Genomic DNA, 16,715 nt, shown 5'->3' on the forward strand with positions numbered 1-16,715 from the left:
AGACCCCCCATACCTGCCTCAGCAGAAGGGAAGCACATCATAGGCTAGCTGGGAATCCTGAATCTCGATGCCCGCGACATGCTCTAATTGCCCCAGGATGCGGTGCCTTGGCAAGCCGCTCACAGGCCTTGCGTGAATTCCGCGACCAGGTGGCGGACCACCTCGCGCAGGGCTTCGTCCCGTGTGGCGCCCGCCGCCATGGCGCGGGCCAGCACCGCGCGTTGCCGTGCGGCCGATCCGCCCGTTGCCACCATCTCTCGCGTCCGGGCGACGGGGGGCTGGCTGCCCAGGGCATCGGCATCGACCGAGATCAGCGCCAGCCAATCCGCGACAGCCTGCGGGAAAGGGACGATCAGTCCCGCGCCGAAGTCGATGATCCCCTCGGCCATGCCATAGCGGGTCGCCCGCCAGCGGTTCTCGGCAAGCAGGACGTTGTCGTATTGCCGCCAGCGCTGGTTCTGGCGCGACAAGCGCCACAGCATCCGCAGGGTGGCCTGGATCAGCGCGGCCAGCGTGATCGTGTCGTCAAGACGCGGCGAGGCATCGCAGACGCGTGTTTCCAGCGTCGGGAACCTTGATGACGGCCGCAGATCCCACCAGATCTTGGAACTGTCCTCGATCACGCCCAAGCCGGTCAGCGCCTTGACCGAGCGGTCGAAGTCGTCCCAGCTGCCGAACTGCGGCGGCAAGCCGGTCCGGGGCATCCCGCCGAAGACTGTGGTGCGATACGACGCCAGCCCCGTGTCGCCGCCCTGCCAGAACGGGCTTGAGGCCGACAGCGCCAGAAGGTGCGGCAGGAAATAGGTCATCTGGTTCATCAGATCGATGCGCTGCGCGGGCGATCCGATGCCGACATGGACATGCATCCCGCAGATCAGCATCCGCCGCGACACGGCCGCCATGTCGCGCGACAACTGGTGATAGCGGTCCTTGTCGGTATGATGCTGCTCTCGCCAGTCCGCGAACGGGTGGCATGACGCCGAGATCGGCGCCAGTCCGTGATCGCCCGCGATCCGCGCCACCGTGCGGCGCAGATGCGCCAGATGGCCGCGCGCCTCGGCGATGTCGGCGGAAACCGGGGTCCCGACCTCGACCTGGCAACGCAGGAACTCGGGGCTGAAGGCGTCGCCCAAGGCTTCCTTGCAGGCGGCCATCATCGTGTCGGGGGCGGGGGACAAATCGCCCGTGTCCTGATCGACAAGGAGGTATTCTTCCTCGATCCCCAGGGTAAAGTCGTCGGTCATGCTGTCTTCCATCAAGCGCGGATCTGGCAGGAAACGCCGACGACCCTAACGGCAGAAAGGCGGGGCGTTCACATTTCCGTGATATGCAAAACCGTCTTTGAATGAAAAAAGCCAGTCCATTCAAAAGCGGATGCACTTTCCCGATAAATTCTGAAGGCGGCTTTGCGGGCAAACAGGACTGCACCGCCCCTGCGAGCCTGGTTTTCGCGAGACCTGACGAAAGAAACAACTTCCGTCAGCAAATCGAACAAAATAAAAGAAGGTTTTAGTTGCTGTTAACAAGTTGAGTGTCAAATGAAAATTCTGCGAAAGATGGCGCTTGTCGCCATGATGGCTGTTCCTGCGGCTGGCGCTTCGGCTGCGGTGATCGACTTTGACAATGCCTCGCTGGGAACCCACACCAATTATGTCGAAGATGGTTTCACCTTCGACAAGGTGCGTATCGTTCGCGCTTCCTGCGATTCGCTTTCAAAGCCTTGCGGGTCGGAAAATCAGTTCCGGGATTCAACTCTGACCCGGGTCGGAGGCGGCTTGTTCGACCTGACAAGCATGTGGATCAGCCTGGTCACGACAAATCCGATCACGTTAGTGACGGATTACGGATCGGTTTCCTACGGCGTCGGCTCGATTATCGGAGGGCAGACGATCGCACTGAACAAGGGCTATGTGCTGGACTTTGCCTCGCAGGAACTTTTCCGGAATATCAGCTTTCTCAAAATCGTCGACTTGACCTTGGGCACGGCGGGAACCGGGACCTTCAAGGGCAATCTGCGGTTTGATGACCTGAACGTGACGCCAGCGCCCGTTCCGCTGCCGGCTGCCGGGGTGCTGCTGCTTGCAGGACTGGGCGGCCTTGCGGCGATCCGCCGTCGCAAGCATGCCTGATCGAAACGGCACATGAAGGAAAGGCGGGGTTTTCCCCGCCCTTTTTTGTTTCAGTCCATGGCGCGGAAGTTGAATTCCCCGCCTTCCTTGATGCCCGAGGGCCAGCGGGCGGTCACCGTCTTGGTCCGCGTGTAGAACCGGAAGGCGTCGGGGCCGTGCTGGTTCAGGTCGCCGAAGCCCGATTTCTTCCAGCCGCCGAAGGTGTGATAGGCCAGCGGAACCGGGATCGGCACGTTGATGCCCACCATGCCGATGTTGATGCGGCTGGCGAAATCGCGGGCCGTGTCGCCGTCGCGGGTATAGATGGCGGTGCCGTTGCCGTATTCGTGGCTCATCGCCAGGCCAATGGCCTCCTCGTAGGAACCGGCGCGGACGGTGGACAGGACCGGGCCGAAGATCTCGGTCTTGTAGATGTCCATGTCGGGGGTCACGCGGTCGAACAGGTGCGGGCCGACGAAGAAGCCGTTCTCATAGCCTTGCAGGTTGAAGTCGCGGCCATCGACGACCAGTTCGGCGCCCTGGTCGATGCCCGACTGCACCAGCCGCAGGATGTTCTGCTTGGCCGCAGCCGTCACGACCGGGCCATAGTCCACGTCGTTGCCTGCCGTGTAGGGTCCGACCTTCAGCTTCTCGATCCGGGGGATCAGGCGTTCGATCAGAGCGTCGGCGGTCTTCTCGCCCACCGGTACCGCGACCGAGATCGCCATGCAGCGTTCGCCCGCAGCCCCGTAACCCGCGCCCACCAGTGCGTCGGCGGCTTGGTCCAGGTCGGCGTCCGGCATGATGATCATGTGGTTCTTGGCGCCGCCGAAGCATTGAGCCCGCTTGCCGTTGGCCGAGGCGCGCTCATAGATGTACTGCGCGATCGGGGTCGAGCCGACGAAGCCCACCGCCTGGATCACCGGATTGTCCAGGATCGCGTCCACGCTGTCCTTGTCGCCGTTGACGACCTGCAGCACGCCGTCAGGCAGCCCGGCTTCCTGCAGAAGCTGCGCCAGCATCAGCGGCACGGACGGATCGCGCTCGGACGGCTTCAGGATCATCGCGTTCCCGGCAGCCAGCGCCGGGCCCAGCTTCCACAGCGGGATCATGGCCGGGAAGTTGAAGGGCGTGATGCCCGCGACCACGCCCAGCGGCTGACGCATGGAATACATGTCGATGCCGGGGCCGGCGCTGTCGGTGAACTCGCCCTTCAGCAGGTGCGGGGCGCCGATGCAGAACTCGATCACCTCGAGCCCGCGCTGCACGTCGCCCTTGGCGTCGGGAATGGTCTTGCCGTGTTCGGACGACAGAACCTCGGCCAGCTTGTCCATGTCGCGGTTGATGAGGCGCACGAACTCCATCATCACGCGGGCGCGGCGCTGCGGGTTGGTGGCGCCCCATTTCACCTGGGCTGCAGCGGCGCGTTCGACCGCGTGATCCAGTTCGGCCTTGGTGGCAAGGGACAGGCGCGCCTGCACCTCGCCCGTGGCGGGGTTGAAGACGTCGCTGAACCGGCCCGAGGTGCCCTTGTATTCCTTGCCGTCGATCCAGTGGTGAATCTCTTTCATCGCATCCTCCTTGTGCGTTGCCAGCACCCTAGCCTTGCGGAATTGCCGAATAAAGAGGAAGATCGGCAAAGAGGTTTTGCATTTATGCAAAGGGCAGGGATGGATTGGGATGATCTGCGCATCTTTCTGGCGGTTGCGCGGGCGGAAAGCCTGTCAGGCGCCGGGCGGCGCCTTGGCGTGGACGCATCCACCATCGGGCGGCGGATCGCGCGGCTGGAAGGGGCGGTCGGCGCCGCGCTGTTCGCCAAGACGCCGCAAGGTTACGCCCTGACAGCCGAAGGCGCGCGCCTGGTCGCGCCCGCCGAGGCTGCCGAGCAGGGTGCCAATGCCGCCGCCGAGGCTGTGCGCCGCGAGGCCGGCTTGACCGGGCAGCTTCGCATCGGCGCCCCGGACGGCTGCGCGAACTATCTGCTGCCGCAAGTGGCGCGCGACCTCTGCGCCGCCCATCCGGGACTGGAGATCCAGATCGTCGCCCTGCCGCGCGTGGTGAACCTGACCAAACGAGAGGCCGACATGGCCGTGGCCGTCTCGCCCCCCGACACGGGGCGGCTGACGGTGCAGCGGCTGACGGACTACCACCTGCATCTGGCGGCCCATCAGGATTACCTGCGCGCCGCCCCGCCGATCCGCGATCTGGCCGACCTGCGCCACCACCGGATGATCGGATACATCCCGGACATGATCTTCGACCGGGAACTGGACTACCTGTCCGAGACGGGCGTGCAATCGGCGGCGATCACCTCGAACTCCGTGTCGGTGCAGATGCAGGCGATCCGGGCGGGGGCAGGGGTGGGGATCGTCCATGACTTCGCCATTCCCTTCGCCCCCGGCGTGCAACTGGTCCTTCCCGACCGTGTCGCCCTGACGCGCAGCTTCTGGTTGATCCGCCATGCCGACGACCGCGCCTCGCGCCGCCTGTCGCTGCTGGCCGACCTGCTGGCCCAGGGCATCCGCGCCGAGGTCGCCCGGCTGGAGGCCCTGCTTGCCGGTCCAAGCCTTCGTCGCACTTGACGCGTGACGATTCGGCGAAAATGATGGGCTTATGGAAGCCCTCAGGAGGATGCCCGATGCTTGTCAATCAGCTGCTGTCGATGAAATCCACGTCCGGCAAGCCGGGAATCGAGGCGCAGACGATCGTGACCATCCGCCCCGACGCGACCCTGGCCCAAGCCGCGCAGATGCTGTCCGAGCAGCGCATCGGCGCCGTGGTCGTGTCCGACGACGGCAGCACCCCGCAGGGGATCCTGTCCGAACGCGACATCGTGCGCCAGCTTGGCGCCCACGGCCCTGACGTGCTGTCCACCCCCATCAGCGAGGTGATGACCCGCGACGTGCAGACCTGCCAGATGGGGGATGACGCGCTGGTGATCCTGGAACGCATGACGCAGGGCCGGTTCCGCCACCTGCCGGTGGTGGACGATCAGGGCAGGATGCTGGGCGTGGTCTCCATCGGCGATGCGGTCAGCGGGCGCCTGAAGGAACTCGCGGCCGAGAAAGAGGCCCTGACCGGCATGATCATGGGCGCCTGATCTCCCGCAATCGCTTGCAAATCCGACAGGAATCGGCTTTGCCTTTCGGCAGGCAGGCTGAGGGGGCCCCATTCATGCGCATCGGTCTTTATCCCGGCACGTTCGATCCGATCACCCTGGGCCATGTCGACATCATCCAGCGGGCCATGGCCCTCGTGGACCGGCTTGTCATCGGCGTCGCCATCAACCGCGACAAGGGACCCCTGTTCGACCTGGATCAGCGCGTCGCCATGGTGCGGGCCGAATGCGACCAGATCACGGCGCGCACGGGCGGAGAGATCGTCGTCCACCCGTTCGAGAACCTGCTGATCGATTGCGCCCGCGACGTGGGCGCCCAGGTGATCGTGCGCGGGTTGCGGGCGGTCGCCGATTTCGAATACGAATTCCAGATGGTCGGCATGAACCGGGCGCTGGATGCCAGCATCGAGACGGTGTTCATGATGGCCGACGCCCGGCGGCAGGCCATCGCGTCGAAGCTGGTCAAGGAGATCGCCCGCCTTGGCGGCGACGTGTCCAAGTTCGTGACGCCCCCCGTGGCCGAGGCCCTGGTCAGCCGTTACCGCTGACAAGGCTTGCGGCAATCTGCCGCGCTGCTAGCATCGGCCCGAACGCGCCAGATCTTTGACCGGAGGGGTCCTTGAACCGATCCGACCCGTACGACCGCGCGCATCCCGGCCTGCCCGACAAGCTGCCAGAGCCGGGGCACCTCTCGCTGAAGGATCTGTCCCGGGCCCTGACCCTGGGCTGGCGCGATTTCCGCCGCGCGCCGATCTTCGGCCTGGCCTTTTCCGCCTTCTACGTCCTGGGGGGATGGGCGCTGGCCTCGGTGGCCTTCGCCTCGGGACGCGATTGGTGGCTGATCCCCTTCATCCTGGGCTTTCCCTTGATCGCCCCCTTCGCCGCCGTCGGGCTTTACGAGGTCAGCCGCCGGATCGAGGCCGGCGAGCCGCTGGAAACCGCCCGCATCCTGCGCGTGGTCTTTGAACAGCGGAACCGCCAGATCCCGTCCATGGCGATGGTGATCCTGCTGTTGTTCATGTTCTGGGTGTTTGTCGCGCATACGATCTTCGCGCTGTTCATGGGAGTGTCGGCCCTGACCCATATCACCACCTCGGCCGAGGTTCTCTTGCAGGGCAGGGGGCTGGTGATGCTGGTGCTGGGCACCGCGGTCGGAGCGGGCTTCGCGGCGGTGCTGTTCTGCTTCACCGTCATCGGCCTGCCGCTGCTGCTGGACCGAGAGGTGGATTTCATCACCGCCATCATCACCTCCTGCCAGGCAGTGGCCGCCAACCCCGGCGTCATGGCCGTCTGGGCGGGGCTGATCGCGATCTGGCTGTTCGTGGCGATCCTGCCCGCGTTCCTGGGCCTGCTGATCGTGCTGCCGGTGCTGGGCCACGCAAGCTGGCACATCTATCGCCGCGTCATGGCGGACGACTAGCCCCGGCCGATGAAGGGCATGTTGGTGGCCATGACGGTCATGAACTGCACGTTCGCGCCCTGCGGCAGGCCCGCCATGTGCAGCACCGCATCGGCCACGACCGACACGTCCATCAGCGGCTCGGCATCCGGGGCGTTGGTGCTGACCTGGGTCAGAAGCTCGGTCGCGGCATTGCCGATGTCGATCTGGCCGCAGGCGATGCCGAAGGGCCGACCGTCCAGCGACAGCGACTTGGTCAGCCCGGTGACCGCGTGCTTCGACACCGTGTAGGCGACCGAACCCGGGCGCGGGGCATGGGCCGAAATCGAGCCGTTGTTGATGATCCGCCCGCCTTGCGGCGCCTGCGCGCGCATCAGCCGGAAGGCGGCGCGGGCGCACAGGAACATGCCCGTGACATTGACCGCGATCACGTCGCGGAAGGTCTCGGCGGCCAGTTCGTCGGGCGTGGCGGGGTCCGCGCCGCGCCCGGCATTGTTGAACAGCGCGTCCAGCCGGCCCCATTCGGCGTGGCACCGGTCGAAGGCGGCATCGACGTCGCCTTCGTTCGTCACGTCGCAGGGCAGGATCAGCGCCGGGCTGTCGCCGGCGGTCTGCCGCAAGGCCTCCGCCCTGCGGCCCAGAAGCGCAACCCGCCAGCCCGCCGCCAGGAACCGCCGCGCGGTCGCCCGCCCGATGCCGCTGCCCGCGCCGGTGATGATGATGGATCGCGTCTTTTCCATGTCAGATGACCCTTTGCTGCTGCTGGCCCAGCCCGTCGATCCCAAGCCGCATGATTTGGCCCCGGCGCAGATAGACCGGCGGCTTCTGCCCCATCCCCACGCCCGGCGGCGTGCCGGTCGCGATTACGTCGCCCGGCTGCAGCGTCGTGAAGCGAGAGGTATAGGCCACGATCTCCTCGGGGCCGAAGACCATCGTCGCGGTGGTTCCGTCCTGATGGCGGTGCCCGTCCACCTCCAGCCACAGGCGCAGGGCGCGCGCGTCGGGGATCTCGTCCGCCGTCACCAGCCAGGGGCCGATGGGACCGAAGCCGTCATGGCCCTTGCCCTTGTCCCAGGTGCCGCCGCGCCGCAACTGCCAGTCGCGTTCGCTGATGTCGTTGATGACGCAATAGCCCGCGATATGGCCTGCCGCCCGGTCCGACGCGATGTGGCTGCCGCCGTCGCCGATGACGATGCCCAGCTCGACCTCCCAGTCGGTCGTGGCCGAATCTGTCGGCAGCCGCAGGTCGTCGTCTGGTCCGGCGATACAGCTTGTCCACTTGGTGAACAGGATCGGCTCGGTGGGCACGTCCATGCCCGCCTCGGCGGCGTGGTCGGCATAGTTGAGCCCGACCGCCAGGAACTTGCCGACGCCCCCCACGCAGGCGCCCAGCCGCAGATCCTGCTGCGGGATGCCATCCACCATCGGCAGCGAGGCCGGGTCGAGCGCCCGCAGCGAGGCCGGGTCGAGCGCCCGCAGCGCGGCCAGGCCGTCGCGGGTCAGGCAGGCGCCCGTGATGTCGGGCACATGATCCGACAGGTCTCGCACCCGGCCGTCGCGGTCCAGCAGCCCCGGCCGCTCGGCCCCGTTGTCGCCATATCTTACAAGTCTCACGCGTTCCCCCCCTTGGTTTGGATGACCAAGCCTAGCCCATGCCGCGCCGCCCGATTTTGCCCGATTGCCAGATGCTTTATGCGGGCGGCGGCGAAAACAGGGACGTGCGGCATGTCAAAACGGCCCGCGGATGGCGGGCCGTGGCATCAGGCTTGCGGTCTTACTCTGACGCGGGCGGGGCCAGCTTCTTGGTCGGGCCGTTCGCGAGGGGGTCTTCCTGGCGCTGGACCGAGCCTTCGAAATGCGCACCGGATTCAATGGCGATGGTCTTGTGGATGATGTCGCCTTCCACGCGCGCACTGGCCGACAGGCGGACCTTGAGGCCGCGGACCCGGCCCACGACACGGCCGTTAACCACGACCTCGTCGCCCACGATCTCGCCGCGGATGGTGGCGCTTTCGCCGATCACCAGCTGGTGGGCGCGGATGTCGCCCTCGATGGTGCCTTCGATCTGGATGTCCCCTTCGGTGCGGATGTTGCCCACCACCGTCAGGTCCGAGGACAGGATCGACGGCGCCGCCCGGCGCGAGGGCGCCGTCACGGGCGCATCGGCCCGGTCATGGCCGGGGGTCGCGGCGACCGGCGCGTCCGGCGAAGGCGTGGCGGCAGGAGAGGGCGGCGTCTGCGGTTTGTCGGTCACGCGGGTCTTACTGAACATTGCTTGCAGCCTTGATGAAGCTCATCGGGTCAACGGCCCGACCCTTCATGCGCACCTCGTAATGCAAATGCGGCCCGGTCGAGCGTCCGGTATTGCCCATATCACCGATCAGCTCGCCTTGCGACACCCTTTGGCCGGCGCGGACGCGAATCCGGGACAAGTGGCCATAGCGGGTCTCGACCCCCAGTTCGTGCTCGATCTTGATCAGGTTGCCATAGGCGCCCTGGCGGCCCGCATAGGTCACCACGCCGTCGCCCGTCGCATGGATCGGCGTGCCCACCGGCGCCGCCATGTCGATGCCTTCATGCGCGCGGCCCCACCGGCGCCCGAAGCCCGAGGTATAGCGGAACGACGCCTTGACCGGCATCGCCAGCGGCAGCTTTTCCATGGCGATGCGATAGGTGTTCATCTGGTCCAGCGTGACGATGATCTGGTTCGCCTTTGTCTCGCTGTTGGTCAGGGCCGCGTCGCCGCGGGTCGAATAGCCCATCGGCGTCAGCGGGCCGCCCTGGCCGGAATAGCCCTCGCGGATGGTTTCCAGCACGTCGTCGGGGTTCATGCCCACGGACCGGAACACGTCGTCCAGCGGCCCGACCGAGACGCTGACGGCGTCTTCCAGCTGGGTCAGGATCTCGTCGTTGCGGGCCAGGATCTGTTCGCGTTCCACGGCCAGTTCCTGGGCCTCGTGCTTGGCGGCCTCGGCTTCCTGGACGGCGCTGGCGCGTTCGTCCGCGGCCTGGCGCAATTCGCCGGTCACGATGTCCAGCGCGGCGGTGACTTCCTCGGGGTGGGCGATGGCGTCGGTGCCGGTCGCCTCGGCCAGGGCGCGGGCATCGTCGCGGTCGGAAAGCGCATCGCGCAGCGACGACTGGACCACGTCCAGGCCCGCCTCCAGTTCACGGCGCTGTTCCTCGGACGCCAGCAGTTGCGTCTGCATCTGGGACACCTGCTCCAGCGCGACGGCGAAGCGGTTCTGGGCGGCCAGGGCCTCGGCGGCGCGGGCGTCGCGTTCGCGGGACAGCTCGGTCAGGCGTTCCTCGAAGGCGGCCTGGGTGCTGGTGATCCCGTCGCGGGTGGATGCCGCGCCCATCGCGTCGATGGCCAGGACCGAGCTTGCCACAAGCGTCCAGCCGAAGGCCAGCGTCATGCCGCCGAGGGCGGCAAGCTGCGTCAAGGGACGGAGACGGACGAACCGGTTGTCGTCGGACCGCAGGAACAGGCGCTTTTCGGGCAGAATCCGTTCAAGCGATGCATTCAAGCGGTTCGTTACATTCGGCAAATCAATGTCCCCCAACGACGCGCCCCGATTGAATCGGGCGATCTGGTTCCAGTTGGCAGGGGGTAAACCCCAACTGTGTCCTCGTGGCAACATGGCTGACCATTTTGGTTCCCGAAATGCGCGGAACCCTGCCTCGGCGGGCAAGAATCCGCCGATACCCACAAGATATGGCGGAGGTCGTCACGAGATTTCATAGGGAAGGGGTCCATGCCGATCGGCGGGAATGCGCAGCGGCCGGTCGATCGGGGGCACCGACCGCTGGTGGCAATCGGGGCGCGGGCAGATCCGGCAGGAAATCCCGATCGGCTCGAATGCGCGGGGCTTGGTCAGGTCCAGCCCATCGGCATAGACGACGCTGCCCGCATGGGTAACCTCGCACCCCAGGCCGATGGCGAAGCGGCGGACGGGGGCGTTGAAGGCGCCCGCGTGCTTGGACACGTCGCGCGACATCAGCAGGTAGCGCACGCCGTCCGGCGTTTCGGCCAACTGGCGCAGGAAGCGTCCCGGCTGCTCGAACGCCTGGTGGACATTCCACAGGGGGCAGGCGCCGCCGAAGCGGGCGAATTGCAGCCGCGTGGCGGAATGGCGCTTGGTGATGGTGCCCGCCTGGTCGACGCGGACAAAGAAGAACGGCACGCCCTTGGCGCCGGGCCGCTGCAATGTGGAGAGCCGATGCGCCACCTGTTCCAGCGAGGCATCGAACAGGTGCGCCAGCCGTTCCAGGTCGTGCCGCTCGGCTTGGGCCGCCGACAGGAAGGCGCGATAGGGCATCAGCGCCGCGCCCGCGAAATAGTTGGCAAGGCCCACGCGCGCGACATCCCGCGCGGTCTGGCTGCGGAAACGGGCCAGATCCAGCGTCGCCTCCAGCAGGTCGGCCTGCCGTTCCAAGGCGACCAGGTGCAGCAGCTGGAACAGCTGCGTCGGGCGTTCGGCGGCGGCGTTCACGTGAACCTCGGACCCGGTCCGGCGGAAGACGGCATTGGCGGGCAGTTCGGTGCGCGTCACGCGGATGCCGCGCTGGGCCAGGGCCGCGACGCCCGAGTCCCACGGGTCCAGCCGCTGGCCTGACGGGCAGGCGAAGCGTTCGGCGGCGCGATCCACCGCGTCGATGTAGTTGTCGCAGTAGTGGAAGAAGTCGCGCACCTCCTCCCACGGGGTGGACAGCGCGTTCTGGCCGGACGCGCCGATCGCCTCATCCAGCGCGGCCAGGCGTTCCTGGCCCTGGCGGTGGGCGCGGTAAAGGTCAAGGAAGGCCCGCGCCAGAACCGGCGCGTTGGTCGCGGCAAGGCGCAGGTCGGCCAGGGGCGGGGTGGCGTCGAACAGCGGGTCCGCCAGGGCCTCCTGCATGTCGATGACCATGCGTTCGGCATCGCCGGCCGCGAGGGTAGAGAGATCCACCCCGAATTCCTGTGCCAGCCGCAGAAGCACGCCGACCGAGATCGGGCGATGGTTGTTTTCCATCTGCGACAGGTAGGGCAGGGACACCCCCAGCCGTTCCGCGAATCGCCTTTGCGTCAGCCCGCTGCGCCCCCGCGTTTCCCGCAGCGAGGTTCCCGCATAGATCTTCTGTGTGGCCACGATGATTCCCCATCTTTGCAAAAATCGCATTAGCGTTTGCAAAGCGCCCAGGGCAAGCGCCGCAATGGTCGGACAGCAGGGGGCAGGGAACGTGTTCATGGCGGCCATGGTGGCGCAAAAAGCCTAACATATCGTTGCGGCTTGCGCGGCGCCTGCCCTCGGGCTTTGATCGGGCCATGACGCAGCGTGGGAACAGCCGCATCCTGACCGGAACCCGTATCCGCGAACGCCGCCTGGCGTTGTCGCGGCGGCAGGCGGACGTGGCACGGGCGGCGGGGATTTCGGCCGCCTATCTGAACCTGATCGAACACAACCGCCGCCCGGTGGGCGAGCATCTGGTCCTGCGCCTTGCCGCCGCGCTGGACGTCTCGGCAACCGAACTGGCCGAAGGGCGCGAGGAAGCGCAGATCGCCGCCCTGCGCGAAGCGGCGGTGCGGCTGCCCGACAATGTCGCGCCCGAGGTGGACCAGGCCCCCGAACTGCTGGCGCGCTTTCCCGGCTGGGCCGCGGCGCTGATCGCCACCGCCCGCCGGGCCGATGCGCTGGAACGCCAGTTGGTCACGCTGTCGGACCGCATGACGCAGGACCCCTATCTGCTGACGACCCTGCACGAGGTCTTGTCCGCCGTCACCTCGGTCCGGTCCACGGCATCCATCCTGGCCGAGGGGGGCGAGATCCCGCCCGACTGGCGCGCGCGATTCCATGCGAACCTGGACGCGGACAGCCTGCGCCTGTCCAGCACGGCGCAGGCCCTGGTCGCCTATCTGGACAGCTTCGAGGCGCAGGACGCGATCTTCACCCCGCAGGAGGAGGTCGAGGCCTGGCTTGCCGCCGGCGCCCCGCCGGTCGAGGCGGCGGACGACCTTGCATCCGATGCCGCGCGCGCCCTGGCCCGGGCGCATCTGCTGCGGATGGAGGAGGAGCGGGCGGCGCTGCCCGATGCCGTCCTGGCCGTCGCGGCCGAGGATCACGACCCCCTGCGCATGGCCGCCCGGCTGCGCCAGCCGCTGGATCTGGTGATGCGCCGCCTGGCGGTGCTGAAGCCCCCGGGGTTCGAGGCTGCCGGGCTGCTGGTCTGCGACGGATCGGGCGCGCTGACCCTGCGCCGCCCCGCGCCCGGCTTTCCCTTGCCCCGGCCCGGCGACGCCTGCCCGCTGTGGCCGCTGTTCCAGGCGCTTGCGACGCCGCACACCGCCATCGCTAAGGTGGTCGAGGCGCCGTCGGGGCGGCGCTTTCGCACCCTGTCTCTGGCAACCCGGCACCAGCCGCTGGGCACGGACGGCCCCGTGCTGACCCGCGCGCAGATGCTGATCCTGCCCGACGATCCGGGCGCGTCCGCGCGGCCCGACCTGCTGATCGGCCCCGCCTGCCGAATCTGCCCGCGCGCGGACTGCGCGGCGCGGCGCGAACCCTCGATCCTGGCAACTGCCTGAAGACAGGCTTTGACAGCACGAACCCCGGCGTCACATTATCGTGGCAATTGCCCAAAGGGAGGAGGGCCCTGGCGGTATGCTCGACATCCTGATGATCGAGGACGAACCCAACATTGCCGAGGCCGTGCGCTTTATCCTGACCCGCGAAGGCTGGGAGGTCGGGCTGCATGCCGACGGCCTGGGCGGGATCGAGGCGATCCGCGGGGCCAAGCCTCGGCTGGTGATCCTGGACGTGATGCTGCCGCATCGGTCGGGGACCGAGATCCTGGCCGAACTGCGCGGCGACCACGATGCCAGCCTGGCGGCGACGCCCGTGCTGATGCTGACGGCGCGGGGGCAGGCCACGCTGCCCGCGCCGCAGGCGGACGCGGTGCTGGCCAAGCCCTTCGCCAATGACGAACTGCGCGCGATGGTGCGCCGGATGCTGGTCTAGGCCATGCCCGACCGGCCGCTGTTCCTTGAACGCGCCTCGTTCCGAAGGCGGCGCCTGGGCGACGCGGCGCGGGTGCTGCCGGTGCTGGCGGCCGCGCTGATCGTCATTCCCGTCTGGTGGGTGCCGGAGCAAGCCAGCTTTGCCGGGGGCGCGGTCTGGCTTTTCGGCATCTGGGCCGCGCTGATCGCCGCCATAGGGGTGCTGCACCGCGCCCTGCGGCGGGCCGACGCCGCGACCCTGCGCGCCAGCCGCGACATCGCCGGGGACGACGACCATGCCCTTTGAGGCGCTTGTCGCGGGCTGCCTTCTTTACGTCGCGCTGATGTTCGGCGTGGCCTTCGCCGCCGACCGCGCAGCGTCGCGGGGCAGGGCGGGGTGGCTGGACCACCCGGCGGTCTATACCCTGTCGCTGTCGGTCTATTGTTCCGCCTGGACCTTCTACGGCGCCGTCGGCTACGCCAGCCGCTCGGGGCTGGAATTCGCGACGATCTACCTGGGGCCGACCGTGGTTTTCACGGGCGCCTGGTGGGGGCTGCGCCGCCTTGTGCGGGTGGCGCGGCGGCATCACGTCACCTCCATCGCCGACCTGATCTCGGCCCGCTACGGCAAGTCGAACCGGCTGGCGGCCTTTGTCACGCTGATCGCGGTGATCGCGGCCACCCCCTACGTCGCGCTGCAACTGCAATCGGTCAGCCTGTCCTTCGAGGTCTTCGCGACCGACAGCCTTGCCGACATCCCCATGGCCGGGGGCGGGGGCACGGCCTTGTGGGTCGCGGGGGGGCTGGCGCTGTTCACCATCCTGTTCGGCACCCGGAACCTTGCCGCCGACGAACGCCACCACGGCGTCGTCACCGCCATCGCGCTGGAGGCCATCGTCAAGCTGCTGGCCTTTCTGGCGCTTGGCGTGTTCGTCGTCTGGGGCCTGGCCGACGGTCCCGCCGACATGCTGTCCCGGATCGAGGCGGCGGCGACCGGCCACGGCGGCTGGCTTCTGAAGCCCGACCGCTGGACCGCCCTGCTGGTCGTGTCGGGCGCGGCGGTCATCGCCCTGCCGCGCATGTTCCAGGTGCTGGTGGTCGAGGCCGCGGACGAGGACCGCCTGGCCGTCGCAGGCTGGGCCTTCCCGGCCTACCTGTTCGCCATGTCCCTGTTCGTGCTGCCCATCGCGGTCATGGGCCAGCAGCTTCTGCCCCCGGACGCCAATCCCGACCTGTATGTCCTGACCCTGCCAGCCGCATCGGGCCAGAACTGGCTGGCTTTTCTGGTTTTCCTGGGCGGCTTCTCGGCGGCGACCTCGATGGTGGTGGTCTGCACCATCGCGCTTGCCACCATGATCTCGAACCACTGGCTGGTGCCCTTGTGGCTGATGCTGCGCCGCAAGCCGCAATCCGGCGATCCCGAGGATCTGCGCGGCTTCGTCCTCAACGCCCGGCGGCTGGCGATCGGGGCGGTTATGGCCGTGGGCTGGGTCTATTATCAGGCGACGGGCGGCACGGCCGCCCTGGCGGCGATGGGGCTGGTGGCCTTCACCGGCATGGCGCAGGTCCTGCCTGCGATGATCGGCGGCCTAGTCTGGCGCGGCGCCAACCGGCACGGCGCCTTTGCCGGGGTCGGCGTGGGCTTTGCGCTGTGGCTGGCGATGATCTTCCTGCCCTCGGTCGGGATCGGGGCGCCGCCATCCGTACCGTCCGGCGTGGACCCGCTGGCCCTTGCCATCTTCCTGTCGCTGGCGCTGAACACCCTGGCCTTCATCGGGCTGTCGATCTTCGGGATGCCCGACCCGGTGGAACGGCTGCAGGGCCTGTCCTTTGTCAGCGCCGTCGATCCGATCCGCCACAGCCGCATGGCCCGCGGGGCCGACCAGGCAGAACCCCTGCTGGTCATGGCCCGCCGCGTCTGGGGGGCCGAGGATGCGCTGCGCTTCTTCCAGTCCGAGGCGGCGTTCCAGGGCAGGTCAGGCTATCTGCCCGACCTGACGCCCCGCTTCCTGACCCGGCTGGAACGGCGGCTGGCGGGATCGGTCGGCGCGGCCACGGCGCACGCGATGATCGACAGCGTTGCGGGCGGGGCCGAGCTGACCGTGTCGGACCTGATGCAGGTCGCGGACGAGGCCCAGCGCGCCAAGGAGGAAACGCAGCGCCTGGAGACCGCCCGCGCCGAACTGGCCCGCACCGCCCGCCAGTTGCGGGAAGCGAATGACAAGCTGACTGCCCTGTCGGTCCAGAAGGACGCTTTCCTGGGGCAGATCAGCCACGAGCTGCGCACGCCCATGACCTCGGTCCGGGCGTTTTCGGAAATCCTGCGCACGCCCGACCTGTCGGACGCGGACCGGGACCGCTTCGCCAAGATCATCTACGACGAGGCCGGCCGCCTGACCCGCCTTCTGGACGACCTGCTGGATCTGTCGGTGCTGGAAAGCGGGCAGGCGCAACTGTCGGTCACGCCCGCGAACCTGCACGACCTGATCGAACGCGCGCTGTCGGCGGCATCCGCCACCCGCCCCGAGCGGGTCTTCCGCGTGGACCGCGAGCCCCTGGCCGAATATGTGGGCGTCATCACCGATCCCGACCGTCTGCTGCAGGTGCTGATCAACGTCATCAGCAACGCCCGCAAGTATTGCGATGCCGAACCGCCGGTATTGTCGATCCGGGTCCGGCGCAGCCTGCGCGGCGGGGTGCAGATCGACATCGTCGACAACGGCTCGGGGATTGAGGCCGCGCGCCAGTCGCTGATCTTCGAGAAGTTCGCGCGCCTGAACGATCCCGCCCGCGCAGGGGGCGCAGGCCTTGGCCTTGCGATCTGCCGCGAGATCATGGCGAACCTGGGCGGGGACATCACCTATCTGCCCGGCCAGGGCGGCGCGGCCTTCCGCATCGCCCTGCCGCGCCGTCCGCCCGTTCCCGCGAATGCCGGACTGCGGCGGGCATAAACCCTTTCTCAACCGCTTCTTGCCAGAGTGCGGGCAGGCAATGACGATTCGGGGTTTATCATGGCGCAATCGGGTCAAGCGGAACGGCTGCGGGCGCTGCTGCGGGCACGGGCGCAGCCCGGCACGGACAGGCCCGCGCGCCTGCCGCAGCCCCAGCCCCTGTCGC

The 16,715-nt window shown here is 67.9% G+C and carries 16 protein-coding genes; 9 read left to right on the top strand and 7 right to left on the bottom strand.

The window, feature by feature from the left end:
- Positions 1-119 precede the first annotated feature (119 nt).
- A complete protein-coding gene (locus tag J0F76_RS17435; protein ID WP_207471429.1) occupies positions 120-1,244 on the bottom strand; it encodes a carboxylate-amine ligase in 1,125 nt (374 codons plus the stop codon).
- A 312-nt stretch (positions 1,245-1,556) separates the two neighbouring features.
- Here J0F76_RS17435 and J0F76_RS21010 point away from each other — a divergent pair, with 312 nt between their 5' ends.
- A complete protein-coding gene (locus J0F76_RS21010) occupies positions 1,557-2,129 on the top strand; it encodes a VPLPA-CTERM sorting domain-containing protein (protein WP_242690340.1) in 573 nt (190 codons plus the stop codon).
- A 50-nt stretch (positions 2,130-2,179) separates the two neighbouring features.
- Here the strand turns inward: J0F76_RS21010 and J0F76_RS17445 are convergent, their stop codons facing one another.
- Positions 2,180-3,679: a CoA-acylating methylmalonate-semialdehyde dehydrogenase gene (locus J0F76_RS17445; RefSeq protein ID WP_207471430.1), complete on the bottom strand. Its 1,500-nt coding sequence runs from the start codon at positions 3,677-3,679 to the stop codon at positions 2,180-2,182.
- Between the two features lie 99 nt (positions 3,680-3,778).
- On the opposite strand from J0F76_RS17445, the gene J0F76_RS17450 reads away from it, so the two are divergent.
- The 4 genes from J0F76_RS17450 (at position 3,779) to J0F76_RS17465 (ending at position 6,646) form a co-directional block, all read left to right on the top strand.
- Positions 3,779-4,690 carry a LysR family transcriptional regulator gene (locus J0F76_RS17450; RefSeq protein WP_207471431.1) on the top strand — a complete coding sequence of 304 codons (912 nt, stop codon included), beginning with the start codon at positions 3,779-3,781 and terminating at the stop codon, positions 4,688-4,690.
- Positions 4,691-4,746: 56 nt separating this feature from the next.
- Positions 4,747-5,208, top strand: coding sequence for a CBS domain-containing protein (locus tag J0F76_RS17455; RefSeq protein ID WP_207471432.1), 462 nt, complete (start codon positions 4,747-4,749; stop codon positions 5,206-5,208).
- A 74-nt stretch (positions 5,209-5,282) separates the two neighbouring features.
- Positions 5,283-5,774: a pantetheine-phosphate adenylyltransferase gene (gene coaD, locus J0F76_RS17460; RefSeq protein ID WP_207471434.1), complete on the top strand. Its 492-nt coding sequence runs from the start codon at positions 5,283-5,285 to the stop codon at positions 5,772-5,774.
- Between the two features lie 71 nt (positions 5,775-5,845).
- Complete coding sequence (locus J0F76_RS17465) at positions 5,846-6,646, top strand: DUF2189 domain-containing protein (RefSeq protein WP_207471436.1); 801 nt, start codon at positions 5,846-5,848, stop codon at positions 6,644-6,646.
- Here the strand turns inward: J0F76_RS17465 and J0F76_RS17470 are convergent.
- The 5 genes from J0F76_RS17470 to J0F76_RS17490 form a co-directional block, all read right to left on the bottom strand.
- Entirely contained in the window at positions 6,643-7,365 is a 723-nt protein-coding gene (locus J0F76_RS17470; protein WP_207471437.1) for an SDR family oxidoreductase, read from the bottom strand. The two genes, J0F76_RS17465 and J0F76_RS17470, sit on opposite strands and share 4 nt — an antisense overlap.
- 1 nt (position 7,366) lies before the next feature.
- The gene (locus tag J0F76_RS17475) at positions 7,367-8,239 is read right to left on the bottom strand and encodes a fumarylacetoacetate hydrolase family protein (RefSeq protein ID WP_207471438.1); all 873 of its coding nucleotides are present in this window, start codon (positions 8,237-8,239) and stop codon (positions 7,367-7,369) included.
- Between the two features lie 160 nt (positions 8,240-8,399).
- Positions 8,400-8,897, bottom strand: coding sequence for a bactofilin family protein (locus J0F76_RS17480; protein ID WP_207471439.1), 498 nt, complete (start codon positions 8,895-8,897; stop codon positions 8,400-8,402).
- Positions 8,887-10,155, bottom strand: coding sequence for a DUF5930 domain-containing protein (locus tag J0F76_RS17485; protein ID WP_242690342.1), 1,269 nt, complete (start codon positions 10,153-10,155; stop codon positions 8,887-8,889). Before J0F76_RS17485 ends, J0F76_RS17480 begins: the two co-directional genes overlap by 11 nt.
- Positions 10,156-10,356: 201 nt before the next feature.
- Positions 10,357-11,754 (bottom strand): short-chain fatty acyl-CoA regulator family protein, encoded by a 1,398-nt coding sequence (locus J0F76_RS17490; protein WP_207471441.1) that lies wholly within the window; start codon positions 11,752-11,754, stop codon positions 10,357-10,359.
- A 176-nt stretch (positions 11,755-11,930) separates the two neighbouring features.
- Between J0F76_RS17490 and J0F76_RS17495 the strand changes: the two genes are divergently transcribed.
- The 4 genes from J0F76_RS17495 to J0F76_RS17510 all read left to right on the top strand — a co-directional run bounded on the left by J0F76_RS17495 (position 11,931) and on the right by J0F76_RS17510 (position 16,549).
- The gene (locus J0F76_RS17495; RefSeq protein WP_207471442.1) at positions 11,931-13,187 is read left to right on the top strand and encodes a helix-turn-helix transcriptional regulator; all 1,257 of its coding nucleotides are present in this window, start codon (positions 11,931-11,933) and stop codon (positions 13,185-13,187) included.
- A gap of 76 nt (positions 13,188-13,263) precedes the next feature.
- Positions 13,264-13,620 (top strand): response regulator transcription factor, encoded by a 357-nt coding sequence (locus tag J0F76_RS17500; RefSeq protein ID WP_242690346.1) that lies wholly within the window; start codon positions 13,264-13,266, stop codon positions 13,618-13,620.
- Between the two features lie 3 nt (positions 13,621-13,623).
- Complete coding sequence (locus J0F76_RS17505; protein WP_207471444.1) at positions 13,624-13,905, top strand: hypothetical protein; 282 nt, start codon at positions 13,624-13,626, stop codon at positions 13,903-13,905.
- The gene (locus J0F76_RS17510) at positions 13,895-16,549 is read left to right on the top strand and encodes an ATP-binding protein (RefSeq protein ID WP_207471446.1); all 2,655 of its coding nucleotides are present in this window, start codon (positions 13,895-13,897) and stop codon (positions 16,547-16,549) included. Before J0F76_RS17505 ends, J0F76_RS17510 begins: the two co-directional genes overlap by 11 nt.
- Positions 16,550-16,715 lie beyond the last annotated feature (166 nt).

This window comes from Paracoccus fontiphilus, from assembly GCF_017356265.1.
GTDB classification, from domain to species: domain Bacteria; phylum Pseudomonadota; class Alphaproteobacteria; order Rhodobacterales; family Rhodobacteraceae; genus Paracoccus; species Paracoccus fontiphilus.

Coding starts and splice junctions, on each gene's coding strand:
- J0F76_RS17435 (WP_207471429.1), bottom strand. CDS start 1,244: ATGACCGACGACTTTACCCTGGGGATCGAGGAAGAATACCTCCTTGTC.
- J0F76_RS21010 (WP_242690340.1), top strand. CDS start 1,557: ATGGCGCTTGTCGCCATGATGGCTGTTCCTGCGGCTGGCGCTTCGGCT.
- J0F76_RS17445 (WP_207471430.1), bottom strand. CDS start 3,679: ATGAAAGAGATTCACCACTGGATCGACGGCAAGGAATACAAGGGCACC.
- J0F76_RS17450 (WP_207471431.1), top strand. CDS start 3,779: ATGGATTGGGATGATCTGCGCATCTTTCTGGCGGTTGCGCGGGCGGAA.
- J0F76_RS17455 (WP_207471432.1), top strand. CDS start 4,747: ATGCTTGTCAATCAGCTGCTGTCGATGAAATCCACGTCCGGCAAGCCG.
- coaD (WP_207471434.1), top strand. CDS start 5,283: ATGCGCATCGGTCTTTATCCCGGCACGTTCGATCCGATCACCCTGGGC.
- J0F76_RS17470 (WP_207471437.1), bottom strand. CDS start 7,365: ATGGAAAAGACGCGATCCATCATCATCACCGGCGCGGGCAGCGGCATC.
- J0F76_RS17480 (WP_207471439.1), bottom strand. CDS start 8,897: ATGTTCAGTAAGACCCGCGTGACCGACAAACCGCAGACGCCGCCCTCT.
- J0F76_RS17495 (WP_207471442.1), top strand. CDS start 11,931: ATGACGCAGCGTGGGAACAGCCGCATCCTGACCGGAACCCGTATCCGC.
- J0F76_RS17500 (WP_242690346.1), top strand. CDS start 13,264: ATGCTCGACATCCTGATGATCGAGGACGAACCCAACATTGCCGAGGCC.
- J0F76_RS17505 (WP_207471444.1), top strand. CDS start 13,624: ATGCCCGACCGGCCGCTGTTCCTTGAACGCGCCTCGTTCCGAAGGCGG.
- J0F76_RS17510 (WP_207471446.1), top strand. CDS start 13,895: ATGCCCTTTGAGGCGCTTGTCGCGGGCTGCCTTCTTTACGTCGCGCTG.